This is a genomic window from Paraburkholderia sp. Cpub6, from assembly GCF_014201065.1.
Taxonomy (GTDB): domain Bacteria; phylum Pseudomonadota; class Gammaproteobacteria; order Burkholderiales; family Burkholderiaceae; genus Paraburkholderia; species Paraburkholderia tuberum.
Genome location: NZ_JACHDM010000020.1, coordinates 98775 through 111731, shown reverse-complemented (window position 1 = coordinate 111731; position 12957 = coordinate 98775). Strand labels below are relative to the sequence as shown.

The following is a 12957-nucleotide window of genomic DNA, read 5'->3' as shown; positions in this document are numbered from 1 at the left end:
ACTGACCACATGATCAGCATCGCACAACTCTCTTCCGAGCCGTGGGGCACGCTGCAGGGCGGCGATCGCGTACGGCTTTACACGTTGCGCAACGCGCACGGCATGAAAGTCGCCATCAGCGACCTCGGCGCGACGCTGGTTTCGTGGCACGCACCGGATCGCGCCGGACGTCTCGGCGATATTCTGCTGGGTCACGACACGCCCGCCGAATACGTGGCGGCCTCGACCTACATGGGCGGACTGATCGGCCGCTGGGCGAATCGCATTGCGGGCGCGCGCTTTTCGCTCGACGGCATCGAGTACACGCTCGATCGCAACGAAGGTCCGAATCTGCTGCACGGCGGCACGGTCGGTTTTCATCGGGCGTTGTGGGAGGTCGCCGAGGACGACGGCGCGTTGCTGATGCGGCTCGAGTCGCCCGAAGGCGATGCCGGTTTTCCGGGCAACGTGACGGTGCAAGTACGCTATTCGCTCGACGACGACGGCACGCTGACAATCGGCTACGAAGCGATCACCGACGCGCCGACGCCGCTCAATCTGACGAGCCATCCGTACTTCAACCTGACCGGGCGCGCGGGCACCGACATTCGCGGCCACGTGCTGTCGATCGACGCCGAGCGCTTTTTCGAAGTCGACGCGACGATGATTCCGTGCAAGCTCGCCGACGTCGCGGGCAACGCATTCGACTTCCGGCAGAGCGCGCCGATCGGCGGCCGGCTCGACTGGCCGCACGCGCAACTCGCGCGCGCCGGCGGCTTCGATCATTGCTACGTGCTGCGCGAGGCGCCGGCAAACGCGATGCAGGGCAACGACGGCCACGCGCCGCCGCTGCGCGAAGTCGCCTGTGCATACGATCCGGGCAGCGGACGCGAACTGACCGTCGCGACCGATCAGCAGGGCTTGCAGTTTTACACGGGCAACGCGTTGAACGGCAACCCGGGACGCGGCGGTGTCCGCTATCAACGGCACGCCGGCTTGTGCCTCGAGGCGGGCGGTTTCCCGAACGAGGTCAATATGACCGGGCAGAACGAAGTGATCGTGCGACCCGGAGATACTTATCGGCAAATCACGAGTTATCGCGTCGATGTGCGCAAAGGTGTGTGACCAGATTGACGGCCGCTTTCGCGCTGTTTTACGAGAACCCGCGACGGCGAGATTACAGCTCGCCGACTACCCGTTCTTTGCAATACTGAATTAGTCGGCTAGTGGTTTTCCCCAAGTTCACCCCCCTCTAGACTGCGCTTATGGCACCGGTATCGCTGCGGTGCCGGATAGACAACTACGGAGGGAAACATCATGAAATCGCTTATCCAGGCAGTTGCGCTTACGGCCCTGATCGCTGCGCCGGTCGCGTCGTTCGCGCAATCGGAACAGCCGATCACGCGGGCCGAAGTCAAGGCAGAGGTGCAGCAACTCGAACAGACTGGCTATAACCCGGCCATCGTGCTCGATGCCCAGTATCCCGCGGATATCCAGGCGGCCGAGGCACGCGTCTCCGCGATGAAGGCGAAGGGCCAAGGCGACACGTCTGGCTATGGGTCGTCGATGGGCGGATCATCGCAAGCGGGCCATCATCCGATGTGGGTCAATCCGGACGGTCAGTGACGAGTCGCGAACGTACGGCGAATGTCCGTAGCGAGGAAAGATTCTCGAGTTAACGGCCCTTTCCCCTCTTTGCGGTTTTCGCCGTTTCGAACCGATATGAAGCGGGCGCATGTTTTCAAGGCATGCGCCCGCTCTTTACGTTTATGCGGCACTAACAACGTACCGCCAATTCTGACGCCGCGGCAGATTCACCCAGCCCGTGCCTGCGGGCATTCCGCCTGATACCAGATGTCCACCTGCCTCTGCGCGCGCTCGAGACTCGCCGGATAGTCAGGATCAAAGCGTCGTTCAGGATGGTAGCCCGCTTGCTGCAGCGCTGTCAGTTCGCTCATGCTCCGCTGGTGCGTGGCCGGTGCCTTGTTCCTGAGGTCGGTCAGATCGCGGCATTGCGTTGCACTCAGATGCGTTTGCGCGCCGCCATTCCCGCCGCCGGCGGCGCAGCCAACGAGCGTGAGCACCAACACGGCAGGGATCGACCGCATCTGGGTCGCGATGTTCATGTTGCGCCTCCTTTGGGGAAATGACCTCGTCGCGAATGCCGTCTTCCCACGCGGCCCTTCGCATCTCTGAACCGACTTCTTCGCCTGTCGTCATTTTGAATGATTGGAAACGTCTGTGAAAGTCGCCACCCATTTCATCAACCACGGTTTCGATATGGACATAGACTCTCCCCTGGTGAATGCCGATTCGCCTGCGCAACAGTTGGCGCGGCGTTTTCCCCTCAACGAGGGAGCCGCTCCCTCACACCAAGGAGACATGCGATGCCCCGCACCGCCGCTGAAAAACGCGCCGCTTTCCGCGCGCTGCACTCGTCTGGCTGTTTCGTGCTGCCCAATCCGTGGGACGCGGGCAGCGCCCGTTATCTGCATACACTCGGCTTCAAGGCGCTCGCGACGACGAGTTCCGGTTTTGCGTGGTCGACCGGACATGCGGACAACACATTGCCGCGCGAAACGATCCTCGCGCACCTGCGCGCAATCGTCGACGCGACCGATCTGCCGGTCAACGCCGACTTCGAGAACGGCTTCGGCCGCGACCCGGAAGAAGTCGCCGAGAGCGTGACGCTCGCGGTGGAAACGGGCGTCGCGGGTCTGTCGATCGAAGACTCGACCGGCAACCCCGCCGCGCCGCTGTTTCCGGTCGACGTCGCCGTGCAGCGGCTCAGCGCGGCCCGCCGTGCAATCGATCAGAACGGCGGCGACACGCTCCTCGTCGGCCGCGCGGAGAATTTCTTCGCCGGCAAGCCCGATCTCGACGATGCCATCGCCCGTCTGAAGGCCTATGCGGCGGCGGGCGCCGACTGCCTGTATGCGCCCGGCATCCAGACGCGCGAGCAGATCGAAGCGGTGGTCGCGGCCGTCGCGCCGAAGCCCGTCAATCTGCTGATCGGCTCGACATCGACCCTGACGTTGCAGGACGTGGCCGCGCTCGGCGTGCGCCGGATCAGCGTCGGCGGCGGGCTCGCGCGCGCGGCGTGGGGTGGCTTCATGCACGCCGCTCAGGCGCTGGCCGATGGCCGCTTCGACTTCACCGGCGCGACGGCGGGCACGCAGCTCAATGAGCTTTTCAATCGCAGCGCGTGAAAAACGCCGCGCAAAGGACGCCTCATCAACTTGAGATCGCCACGCTGCGTCGAACTCATCGGAAAAGCCGCGACGTTTCCGATGAGAAAAGCGCACGAACGCCTGAATCGGCGTACAAAGGCCCCGGCCACGCCAAATGTTATGATCGGAAACATTATTCGCCCAATCAAGCGCATACCCGACCAGCAGCAAGCCTCATGGACACCCACCTCACCAAATCCGCCGACACGTCCTCCACCGATCTCGGCCGGCGCGTGCGCGCCGCCCGTCAAGCGCAGGATCTGACGCTCGAAACCGCGAGCCGCCTGTGCGGTGTCTCGCGCTCGACGCTGTCGAAGGTCGAAAACGGCCTGATGTCCCCCACGTTCGACGTGCTGCAAAAAATCGTGCTGGGCCTGAAGATCGAAATTGGCGAACTGTTCGGCTCGACGCCGAAAGTCAGCGCGAGCGGCCGGCGCGCGCTGACGCGCAAGAACGAAGGCCAGCGCCACGCTTATCGCGGCTATCAGATGGAGTTGCTCGCCACCGACCTGGCGCACAAGGCGATGCTGCCGTTTCGCATCCGCATCTCGGCGCACACGCTCGACGCATTCGACGACTGGGGCCGCCACGAAGGCGAGGAGTTTCTCTACGTGATCAGCGGTAGCGTGTGCCTCTATTCGGAGCTGTACGCGCCGACACATCTGAACACGGGCGACAGCCTCTACTTCGACAGCCGCACGGGTCACGCGGCGGTGTCGACCAGCGAGGAAGACGCCGAAGTCTTGTGGATGGCGACCAATGCGGACCTTCCGCATACACCGCCTGCCGCGAACGAGTCAGCGAGGAAATAGCGCGCCCTGCACGGCGCGCGCACTCAGCGCGCCGCCAGCGCCCGTTGCGCGAGTTGCGCGATATGCAGTGCGTGTCGCCCCGTGCCGTGCTCGATCTGCTCGCGACAACTGAAGCCGTTGGTCAGCACGATCGTTTCCGCATTCGCCGCCATAGCATCGCGCACGGCCTCAAACATGTCCTCGCCGATCTTTTCCGACAACGCGTGATGCTCGATGTTGAAGCCGAACGATCCCGCCATCCCGCAGCAGCCGGTATCGAGCAGCTTCCATTTGACGCCGAGCTTGTTCAGCAACGCCGTATCGCCCTGCATGCCGAATAGCGCCTTCTGATGACAATGGCCATGCACGATCACATCGGCCGCGAGCGTCGGCCACTCGAACGGCTGACGCGCGACGAATTCGGCAAACAGATATGTTTGCGCGGACAGCTTCTTCGCCAACGCATGATCGGGGAGTTGCTTCAGCAACTCGTCCTTGAAGACCGATAGACAGCCAGGTTCCAGACCGACCAGCGGCACGCCGGCGGCGATGTCGTCCGCGAGGTCGTCGACGATATGCGTGAGCAGCTCGTGCGCGCGTTCGAGCAGGCCGAAGTCGTACAGCGGACGCCCGCAACACAAACGTTGCTTCGGCAATACGACGTGCCAGCCGAGTTGCGTGAGCACCTCAGCGGCGGCCTGCGCGATCTCGGGCGTGAAGTGGTCGTTGAATGTATCGACCCACAGGATCACCTTCTTTGCGTCGCCGTCGAGCGCATGAATCGCGGATGCTTGCGACGACGCACTCCGTCTATAAGTTGCAGCGGCGAACCGCGGCAACGCACGCGTCTGCGCCACGCCCGCGATCCATTTGCCGAGCGCGGACAAAACGGGCGCCGTCGTCAGAAAGTTCGTCACGTGCGGAAAACGCGCGGCCCACGGTGCCCATTCGCCGATCCGCCCCATGAACAGCGCCTGACGCGGCCGACGATTGTTCTCATAGTAGTGGGAAAGGAACTCCGCCTTGTACGACGCCATGTCCGTATGCGTCGGGCAATCGGACTTGCAGCCCTTGCACGCGAGGCAGGTATCGAGCGCTTCTTTCACTTCGCGGCTGTTCCAGCCGTCGGCGATCACGTCGCCTTGCAGCATTTCCCAGAACAGATGCGCACGCCCGCGCGTCGAGTACTTTTCCTCGCGCGTGCCGCGATAGCTCGGACACATCGTGCCGCCTTCGAGCGAGCGGCATTTGCCCATGCCGATGCAGCGTTCGATCGCACGCTGAAAGCCGTCGCCTTCCTGGCTCGCGAACGCGAGCTTCGTATGCAGCGTCACCGGCTTGTACGCAGGGCCCATGCGCAGGTTTTCGTCGGCGCGGTATGCATGCACGACTTTGCCCGGATTCAGACGATTCGCCGGGTCCCAGATCGCCTTGAACTGCTCCATCGCCTGCATCAGCTCGGGGCCGTACATGATCGGCAGAAACTCGGCCTTCGCCTGACCATCGCCGTGTTCGCCCGACAGCGAGCCGCCGAATTCGACCACCAGTTCCGCCGCTTCGCGCAAGAACCCGCGCCACGTCGCGATACCTTCCGCGCTGCGCAGATCGACTGTGATGCGCGCGTGCACGCAGCCGTCGCCGAAATGGCCGTACAGGCTCGTCTCGTAGCCATGGCGATCGACGAGCGCCTGAAACGCGCGCAGATAATCGCCGAGCCGCAGCGGATCGACCGCCGCGTCTTCCCAGCCGACGACCGGATCGGGCTTGTCGCGATCCACTGACAACGCGACCGCCGACGCCCCCGTCTCGCGAATCGACCACACCTTCGCCTGCAAGGCGCGATCTTCGACGAGCATCGTCGAGATTTGCGGCCCGGCCGCGCCCGATTGGAAATACGCGGCCGCGTCGCGTGCCTGTTGCAGCACCTCGTCCTGTGTGTCCGCGCCGAATTCGAGCACGACCCACGCATCGCCTTCGGGCAGCAGTGCGATCTCGTCCTTCTTCAGGCCGCGCGCCTGCAAGCCGCGAATGATCGCGCGGTCGAGTCCCTCGACTGCGATCGGCCCGCAGCGCATGAAATGCGGCACCGCATCCGCCGCCGTATAGATGTCGGTAAAGCCGACCACGACGATCACGCGCCTGGCCGGACTCTTCACGAGCCTCACTTTCGCCTGCAACGTGACCGCGCACGTGCCTTCGCTACCGACGAGCGCACGCGCGACGTTGAAGCCGTTTTCCGGCAGCAGTTGATCGAGATTGAAGCCCGACACGCGCCGCTTGATCTGCGGGAATTTCGCGCGAATCCGTTCGGCGTAGGTGTCGCGCAGTTGCTTGAGCGCCGCGTAGATTTCGCCTTGTCGGCCACCCGCCGCGATGATGCGTTCGAGTTCTTCCCCGGAGGTCGGGCCGACCCAGAAACGCGCGCCGTCGAAGGTCGCGATTTCGAGCGCTTCGATGTTCTCGACGGTCTTACCGGCCATCACCGAATGCGCGCCGCACGAGTTGTTCGCGATCATGCCGCCGAGCGTGCAGCGGCTATGCGTGGCGGGATCGGGGGCGAACGTGAGGCCGTGCTGTTCGGCGGCATCGCGCAAGGAGTCGCACACCACGCCCGGCTCGACGACCGCGACGCCCGCGAGCGGATCGATCGAGACGACGCGGTTCAGATACTTGCTCGCGTCGGCCACGACCGCGACGTTCACGCATTGGCCGTTCTGCGACGTGCCGCCACCGCGCGCGAGAAACGGCACGTCGTGGCGACGGCATGCGGCGAGCGTTGCGAGCAGATCGTCGATATCGGCCGGCACCACGACACCGAGCGGGACTTGCCGATAGTTCGACGCATCCGATGCGTACAATGCTTTGGAACCCTGATCGAATCGCACCTCGCCGCGCACGTGCTGGCGCAGGTCGCTTTCGAGCGCCTGCAATAGCTCCGCGCTGGCCGGGAAAGGCGTGGCGACACGCGGTTCATGCAAAGCGCCCCGCTGCGCGCCAACCCGCCGCTCTTCATCCAATGACAATGACGTCCCCACTGCGCACCTCGTCTGCGATGCCGGCGCTCGCGCCGCCGTAAGCGCTTAGGCCGCCTGGCTCGCGGTCATCCGGAAGATGCCCTGTGCGTTGCCCGCGTCGAAACGCAGGTCCGTTTCCCAGCGGCGCGCGTCCTGATCGAAACTGCGCTTGCGCGTAATGAATTCGTAGAACGAGCCCGGCACGTCGCGCGTGACGACGCTGCCGTCGGCCGCGCGAAATTCACGCTGCACGACATCCGCGCGATACGCGGTCTGGAACACGCGGCCGGAACGCGAATGCTCGACTTCGGGCTTCATCGGCCGACCCTTCGCCTTCTGTTCGTCCGACAGCTTGAAGACGTCCGCGACGCGATCGGTCGCGTGATTGAACGCGTTACCTTCGGTCGCGATCCACGCCATCTCCGCCGATTCCTTCAACAATACTTCGTAATCGGCTTCGCGTGGCATCTCGTGCTGACGCGCGAACGCACCGACGATCACCGGTAGCAACTCCTGCGCCGCATCGAGCGGCAGCACGCCATCGCGTTCGAGTTCCCACAAGAGGCCATGGGCGCGCGGCGTCAACGGATCGCGCGAGGCACCGATCACGTTCGTCACCGCCTGCTGGAGCGCCGCGGAAAAACGCTCCGGGTGCAGTTCGCTGACGAAGAACTGCGCGATCTCGTCGGCGGCGTCCTCATGCGCCCACGCGCGGCCGGTCATGCCGAGACGATCGAGCGGGTAACGGCCGTTGATCCGAAAGCCGAGCGGCCGCAGGATGCGCGCGAACGCGGCCTCGCCGGGCGGCAGCGCGCCGCTGTGCGGCCAGCGCACGGTGCGCAGCGCGCCATGATCGAAGTACACGCTGCCGCCGGCGGCGACGGTTTCCTCCGTATAGCGGCGGCCGTTTTCCGAGCGCGCGAGCAGATCGTCGAACAGCGCCATGTTCATCGCCTGTGCGAGTTCGGCGCGCGTGACGCTGCCGCTTTCCCACTCGTTCAACACACGCGGATGATTCAGCGTCGCAAACAGGCGCGCGGCTTTCTCCGCGCCCAGCAGCTTCACCAGTAGTTGTTCGACGTTCGCATTCTTCAGGTTTCGCATCCGGCTTCTCCACGCTATACGTTGAGCGCTGCACGAGCGCCTCATAACGGGCGAGATTATTCGAAATGCGCTGCGCCCCGTAAAGCGAGATAAACTCGCCACTTGATGCGTTTTTGGAATTAACGTGCGAAAGTTCAAGATTCCCAACATGGGCGCGCTGCTCGCGTTCGAAGCCGCCGCGCGGCACCAGAGCTTCACGCATGCGGCGCGCGAACTGTTCCTCACCGAAAGCGCGGTGTCGCGACAGATCAATACGCTCGAAAGCAATCTCGGCGTGCGGCTGTTCGTGCGCGTCAAGCAACGCGTGGTGCTGACGCGCGCGGGCAAGGTCTACAGCGCGCAGGTGAGACGCTCGCTCGAACACCTAGATCGCGACACGCTGTCGATCATCGCGCACGGCAGCGGCGGCGGCTATCTGGAACTCGCGGTATTGCCGACGTTCGCATCGCAATGGCTGATTCCGCGCATGGCCACATTCAATGGACAATACCCGGACGTGCGCGTGAACATGGGCGTGCGTACCGCGACGTTCCCGTTCGCCGACACGCATTTCGAAGCGGCGATTCACTACGGCAAGCCGACGTGGCCGGGTACGTCGGCCGATTTTCTGTTCCGCGAGGAAGTGGTGCCGGTCTGCACAGCGAGTCTGCTGAAGCGGCCGGTCCGCAACGTCGCCGAACTACTCAACTATCCGCTGCTGCATTCGACGACGCGACCCGACGGCTGGGCGACCTGGTTCTCGAATCTCGGCGTCGACGAAAACCGCACGATGCAGGGCGTGCGCTACGAACTGCACACGATGCTGATCAGCGCGGCCGCGGCCGGACTCGGCATCGCGCTGGTGCCGCGCTTTTTCGTCGACACGCAGTTGCAGCAGTTCGGTCTCGTGATTCCGTTCGACACACCCGCGCTCGCCGAGGCCGCGTACTACCTTGTCTATCCGACCGAGTTGAGTCACGGCAAGCCGCTCGCGAGTTTCCGCGAGTGGCTGCTGCGTGAGGCCGCCGCATACGGCGCGATTTATCCGGAGTTGGTGGAGCGGCCCGAGGGGGCGTGAGGTGACGAAAGCCGCATGTGTAAGTGATCCAATCACGCATGCGACTACGCGCAGTGTTCAGCTGCCGGTGCGCGCCTGGGCCAATGCGGCGAGATTGCCTTCGCCGAAGCCATGATGTCCCTGGCGTTGCACGATCTCGAAGAAAATCTCGCCGGCGCGGCGGCGCACGAAGGTCTGGAAAAACAGCAGCGGCACGCCGTTCGCGCCGATCTCGCCATCTACGAGCACATGCGTGCGCCGCAGTCGCTCGACATCGAGCCCGTGGCCCGGCAAACGTGCATCGAGCTGCTCGTAGTAGCGCGGCGGCGGCTCGACGAATTCGACGCCGTTCGCGAGCAGACGCTCGACGCACGCGAAGATGTCGTCGGTGGCGAGCGCGATGTGCTGCACGCCTTCGCCCGGATGATCGGGCAAATACTCGTGCATCAGGTTGGTCCGGCCCGTGCCTTCCTCGTACAGCGGCACGCGGATCGCGCCGCACGGCGACACCATCACGCGCGATTCCGCCGACACATGCCAGTTGGCGTGCAGCTCGTGGATCTCGCGGAAATTCAGCAGGTCGCGATAGAAGTCGATCCACTCCTGCATGCGGCCTTCGCCAACGGTTTGCGTCAGATGGTCGACCGCGATCAGGCCGCTGCCCGCGTGATTCAGATCGGCTGCGGCCGTGTCGATTTCGATGGGCCGGAAGTCGATGTCGAAGATCGAGATATCGCCGAGGCCGCCGCGCTGACCGCCTCGCCCGCGCCAACGATCGACGAAATAGATGTGCGAATCGCCGATGCCTTGAATGGCCGGAATCAGCAGTTCGCCGGCACCGAGGCGTTCGCCTTCGAACGCCCACGCGCCGAGTTCCACCGCGCGTTCGAACGCGCGCTGTGCGTCGGCGACGCGAATCCCGATCGCGCAGATGCCGACCCCGTATTCTTCCGCGTAGCGCGCTGCGAACGAATCGGGCTCCGCGTTGATCAGGAAATTCATCTCGCCCTGGCGATACAGCGTCACATCCTTGCTGATATGACGCGCGATCGCCTTGAAGCCGAGCCGCGTGAAAGTCTCGCCGAGCGCCTGCGGATCGCGCGCGGCGAACTCGACGAACTCGAGGCCGGCCGTGCCGAGCGGATTGTGCTGCGGCGCCAATACGGCGCGCTGCGCGGCCTCTGGAGTGGGCAAGTCGCTGGGCATGGCAATCTCCTTGTACGGTCTTTCGACGCGGGGCCGGTCTTTGCGGGTTCGGCGCGACGTGTTCCGGTCGTTCGCGAGGGGCTGCGTGGTGCGTGCTCGCTCGTGGCGCGCACGCGGCGTGCCGCAGGAACAACGGGCTGCGGCGGCTTTCGCACCGTGTTTTTACACCGGGTCGCGGGGCGTTCGCAACCGTCTGCCCCGCGCGACCTCGCGCACCGCCTCGATGAACGCGCGTCCCACCGTCGACGGCTGCGTATCCGAGCGACGAATCAGCCCCACCGGCTCGCCGGTGCCCGCAAACGGCAGCGGCAAGCGCACCAGCATGCCGTGCGCGAGTTCGTATTCGACCGCGCTTTGCGGCACGAACCACACCGCGCCGTTTTCGAGCGTCAGCGCGCGCCCCGTGGATACCGACAACACCTCGACGAACGCCGACAACGGCGGCACGCCCCACGCGCCGAGCAGGCTCTCGGCCGATTGGCGGATCAGCGTGCCGAACGGCGGCAGCACGATCGGAAATTCCTCCAGCGACGTGGCGGGCAAGGCCTTCCCTTGCGCCAGCGGATGCCCGGCGCGCACGACCGCGATCAGCGGCTCGGTAAACAGTTGCTCGAAACTCAGGCCGACCATCCGCTCCGGGTCCGCGAGGCGGCCGATCGCGAATTCGATCGACCCCGCTTTCAGGCGTTCGAGCAATTCCGGATTTGCGCCGGTCGCGAGGCGCACGATCACGCGCGGCCACTGCGTCGCGAACTGTCTCAGCACGGGCGGTACCAGCACCGCGGCGACAGTGGGCAGCACACCGACTTCGAGCGTCGCGGCGGCCGCGCCCTCGGCCCGCGCAAGCAGATCGACGCCCTGGCGCAGCGCGCTCACGCAGGCGCTCGCGTGCGGCATGAAAAGCTGCCCCTCGCGCGTCGGCACCGCGCCGTGACGGCCGCGCTCGAACAGCTTCACGCCGAGAATGGTCTCCAGCTCGGCGACCGTCTTCGATACCGCCGGCTGCGTGATGGACAAACTGTCCGCCGCCCGCTGGACGCTGCCGAACTGCGCGACGGCCAGAAAGCACTGGAGATGACGGAATTTGACGCGGCTATCCGCGAGACTGCGTTGCATAACGGAAGGTTATACGAAACGGGCAAAAACGTCATTTTTCATAACCGCACGCTTTGTATAAAGTGCGAGTCATAACGTCGCATCCCCCCGATTCCTCCAACGGAGACACCTCATGGAAGATTCAATTCTTTCGCCGCGAGATTTCGCGTCCCATCCCGAGTACATCTATCCGCCGTACGGTTCGTCGGTCAAACGCGGTCCGTCGCGTCCGCTGATTCCGCTGAAGGAACGGCTGCGCGACCAGCGCGTACCGGTCTACGGCACCGACGACCTCGGCCCGCTCGACAGCGACCTGACCCGCAACGCGGTGCGCAATGGCGAACCGCTCGGCGAGCGCATCATCGTGACGGGCCGTGTGCTCGACGAAGGCGGCCGCCCGGTGCGCAACACGCTGGTGGAAGTCTGGCAAGCGAACGCCGCCGGCCGCTATGTGCACAAGGCCGACCAGCACGACGCGCCGCTCGACCCGAACTTCCTCGGCGCGGGCCGCTGCATCACCGACAACGAAGGCCGTTACCGCTTCATGACCATCAAGCCGGGCGCGTATCCGTGGGGCAACCATCCGAACGCCTGGCGTCCGCAGCACATCCATTTCTCGCTGTTCGGCGACCACTTCGGCTCGCGTCTCGTCACGCAGATGTACTTTCCCGGCGATCCGCTGCTCGCATTCGACCCGATCTACCAGGGCACGCCCGAGCACGCCCGTGAGCGCATGATCTCGAAGTTCTCGCTCGACACCACGCAAGAGGCCTACGCGCTCGGCTACGATTTCGACATCGTGCTGCGCGGCCCGAACGAAACCCCGATGGAGCGCTAAGCCATGACGACTCTCAAGCAAACGCCTTCGCAAACCGTTGGTCCGTACTTCGCCTACGGTCTTTGCCCGCAGCAATACGATTTCGACTTCAAGAGCCTGTTCACGAACGTTCTGGCCGACATGGAAGCGGCCGGCGAGCACATCACGATCGTCGGTCAGGTGTTCGACGGCGACGGCAAGGTGATCGGCGACGCGATGATCGAGATGTCGCAAGTCGACTCGAACGGCCACTATCCGGAATCGCGAGAAGAAATCCTGAAGACCGGCTTTCACGGCTTTGCGCGCGTCGGTACGGGCACGGATCCGCACAAGCGCTTCATCGTCGAGACGGTGAAGCCGGGCCGCGCGAATCCCGACGAAGCGCCGCACATCGACGTAATCCTGACGATGCGCGGCATGCTGCTGCACACGTTCACGCGCATCTATTTCGAGGACGAAGCGCAGGCGAACGAGCAGGATACCGTGCTGGCGTCGGTGCCGGCGGAGCGCCGTAATACGCTGATCGCGCGCCGCGTTGCCGGTACGGCCAACGTGTATCGCTTCGACATCCACATGCAGGGCGATCAGGAAACCGTGTTTTTCGACCTGTGATGCGCGATTCGTCGCGAGACTCCGAGCAGTAAAGATCGAGCCCGCCTTGCGCGGGCTTTTTTCCGCGCGGGCG

12 protein-coding genes are annotated in these 12957 nt (G+C 64.4%); 7 read left to right on the top strand and 5 right to left on the bottom strand.

The genetic code is table 11. The features are described from left to right. Positions 1 to 9: 9 nt before the first annotated feature. Both HDG33_RS27175 and HDG33_RS27170 read left to right on the top strand, forming a co-directional pair. Positions 10 to 1104 (top strand): aldose epimerase family protein, encoded by a 1095-nt coding sequence (locus HDG33_RS27175; RefSeq protein ID WP_184036301.1) that lies wholly within the window; start codon positions 10 to 12, stop codon positions 1102 to 1104. A 192-nt stretch (positions 1105 to 1296) separates the two neighbouring features. Continuing rightward, positions 1297 to 1605, top strand: a complete 309-nt coding sequence (locus HDG33_RS27170) for a DUF4148 domain-containing protein (RefSeq protein ID WP_184036298.1) — start codon at positions 1297 to 1299, stop codon at positions 1603 to 1605. A gap of 188 nt (positions 1606 to 1793) precedes the next feature. On the opposite strand, the gene HDG33_RS27165 is transcribed toward HDG33_RS27170, so the two are convergent. Beyond that, the gene (locus tag HDG33_RS27165; RefSeq protein ID WP_184036295.1) at positions 1794 to 2105 is read right to left on the bottom strand and encodes a hypothetical protein; all 312 of its coding nucleotides are present in this window, start codon (positions 2103 to 2105) and stop codon (positions 1794 to 1796) included. A 261-nt stretch (positions 2106 to 2366) separates the two neighbouring features. Here HDG33_RS27165 and HDG33_RS27160 point away from each other — a divergent pair, with 261 nt between their 5' ends. Both HDG33_RS27160 and HDG33_RS27155 read left to right on the top strand, forming a co-directional pair. Further along, positions 2367 to 3188 carry an oxaloacetate decarboxylase gene (locus tag HDG33_RS27160; RefSeq protein ID WP_184036292.1) on the top strand — a complete coding sequence of 274 codons (822 nt, stop codon included), beginning with the start codon at positions 2367 to 2369 and terminating at the stop codon, positions 3186 to 3188. A 197-nt stretch (positions 3189 to 3385) separates the two neighbouring features. Then, positions 3386 to 4021, top strand: a complete 636-nt coding sequence (locus HDG33_RS27155; RefSeq protein ID WP_184036289.1) for a helix-turn-helix domain-containing protein — start codon at positions 3386 to 3388, stop codon at positions 4019 to 4021. Between the two features lie 23 nt (positions 4022 to 4044). Here the strand turns inward: HDG33_RS27155 and HDG33_RS27150 are convergent, their stop codons facing one another. Both HDG33_RS27150 and HDG33_RS27145 read right to left on the bottom strand, forming a co-directional pair. Further along, positions 4045 to 7017, bottom strand: coding sequence for an FAD-binding and (Fe-S)-binding domain-containing protein (locus HDG33_RS27150; RefSeq protein WP_184036348.1), 2973 nt, complete (start codon positions 7015 to 7017; stop codon positions 4045 to 4047). Positions 7018 to 7080: 63 nt separating this feature from the next. Then, on the bottom strand, positions 7081 to 8118 hold the full coding sequence (locus HDG33_RS27145; RefSeq protein WP_184036286.1) for a DUF1338 domain-containing protein: 1038 nt from the start codon (positions 8116 to 8118) through the stop codon (positions 7081 to 7083). A gap of 124 nt (positions 8119 to 8242) precedes the next feature. Here HDG33_RS27145 and HDG33_RS27140 point away from each other — a divergent pair, with 124 nt between their 5' ends. Further along, positions 8243 to 9175 (top strand): LysR substrate-binding domain-containing protein, encoded by a 933-nt coding sequence (locus HDG33_RS27140; protein ID WP_184036283.1) that lies wholly within the window; start codon positions 8243 to 8245, stop codon positions 9173 to 9175. 57 nt (positions 9176 to 9232) lie between these two features. On the opposite strand, the gene HDG33_RS27135 is transcribed toward HDG33_RS27140, so the two are convergent. Both HDG33_RS27135 and pcaQ read right to left on the bottom strand, forming a co-directional pair. Next, entirely contained in the window at positions 9233 to 10360 is a 1128-nt protein-coding gene (locus HDG33_RS27135) for a 4-hydroxyphenylpyruvate dioxygenase family protein (protein WP_184036280.1), read from the bottom strand. 162 nt (positions 10361 to 10522) lie between these two features. After that, positions 10523 to 11476, bottom strand: a complete 954-nt coding sequence (gene pcaQ, locus HDG33_RS27130; RefSeq protein ID WP_090808443.1) for a pca operon transcription factor PcaQ — start codon at positions 11474 to 11476, stop codon at positions 10523 to 10525. 112 nt (positions 11477 to 11588) lie between these two features. Here pcaQ and pcaH point away from each other — a divergent pair, with 112 nt between their 5' ends. Then, a complete protein-coding gene (pcaH, locus tag HDG33_RS27125) occupies positions 11589 to 12293 on the top strand; it encodes a protocatechuate 3,4-dioxygenase subunit beta (protein WP_184036276.1) in 705 nt (234 codons plus the stop codon). A 3-nt stretch (positions 12294 to 12296) separates the two neighbouring features. Beyond that, positions 12297 to 12884 (top strand): protocatechuate 3,4-dioxygenase subunit alpha, encoded by a 588-nt coding sequence (pcaG, locus tag HDG33_RS27120; RefSeq protein WP_184036265.1) that lies wholly within the window; start codon positions 12297 to 12299, stop codon positions 12882 to 12884. The last annotated feature ends 73 nt before the right edge of the window (positions 12885 to 12957 follow it).

What these genes read in the sequence shown, in the direction of transcription:
- HDG33_RS27175 (WP_184036301.1), top strand. Translation starts at nt 10, where the DNA reads ATGATCAGCATCGCACAACTCTCTTCCGAGCCGTGGGGCACGCTGCAG.
- HDG33_RS27170 (WP_184036298.1), top strand. Translation starts at nt 1,297, where the DNA reads ATGAAATCGCTTATCCAGGCAGTTGCGCTTACGGCCCTGATCGCTGCG.
- HDG33_RS27165 (WP_184036295.1), bottom strand. Translation starts at nt 2,105, where the DNA reads ATGAACATCGCGACCCAGATGCGGTCGATCCCTGCCGTGTTGGTGCTC.
- HDG33_RS27160 (WP_184036292.1), top strand. Translation starts at nt 2,367, where the DNA reads ATGCCCCGCACCGCCGCTGAAAAACGCGCCGCTTTCCGCGCGCTGCAC.
- HDG33_RS27155 (WP_184036289.1), top strand. Translation starts at nt 3,386, where the DNA reads ATGGACACCCACCTCACCAAATCCGCCGACACGTCCTCCACCGATCTC.
- HDG33_RS27145 (WP_184036286.1), bottom strand. Translation starts at nt 8,118, where the DNA reads ATGCGAAACCTGAAGAATGCGAACGTCGAACAACTACTGGTGAAGCTG.
- HDG33_RS27135 (WP_184036280.1), bottom strand. Translation starts at nt 10,360, where the DNA reads ATGCCCAGCGACTTGCCCACTCCAGAGGCCGCGCAGCGCGCCGTATTG.
- pcaQ (WP_090808443.1), bottom strand. Translation starts at nt 11,476, where the DNA reads ATGCAACGCAGTCTCGCGGATAGCCGCGTCAAATTCCGTCATCTCCAG.
- pcaH (WP_184036276.1), top strand. Translation starts at nt 11,589, where the DNA reads ATGGAAGATTCAATTCTTTCGCCGCGAGATTTCGCGTCCCATCCCGAG.
- pcaG (WP_184036265.1), top strand. Translation starts at nt 12,297, where the DNA reads ATGACGACTCTCAAGCAAACGCCTTCGCAAACCGTTGGTCCGTACTTC.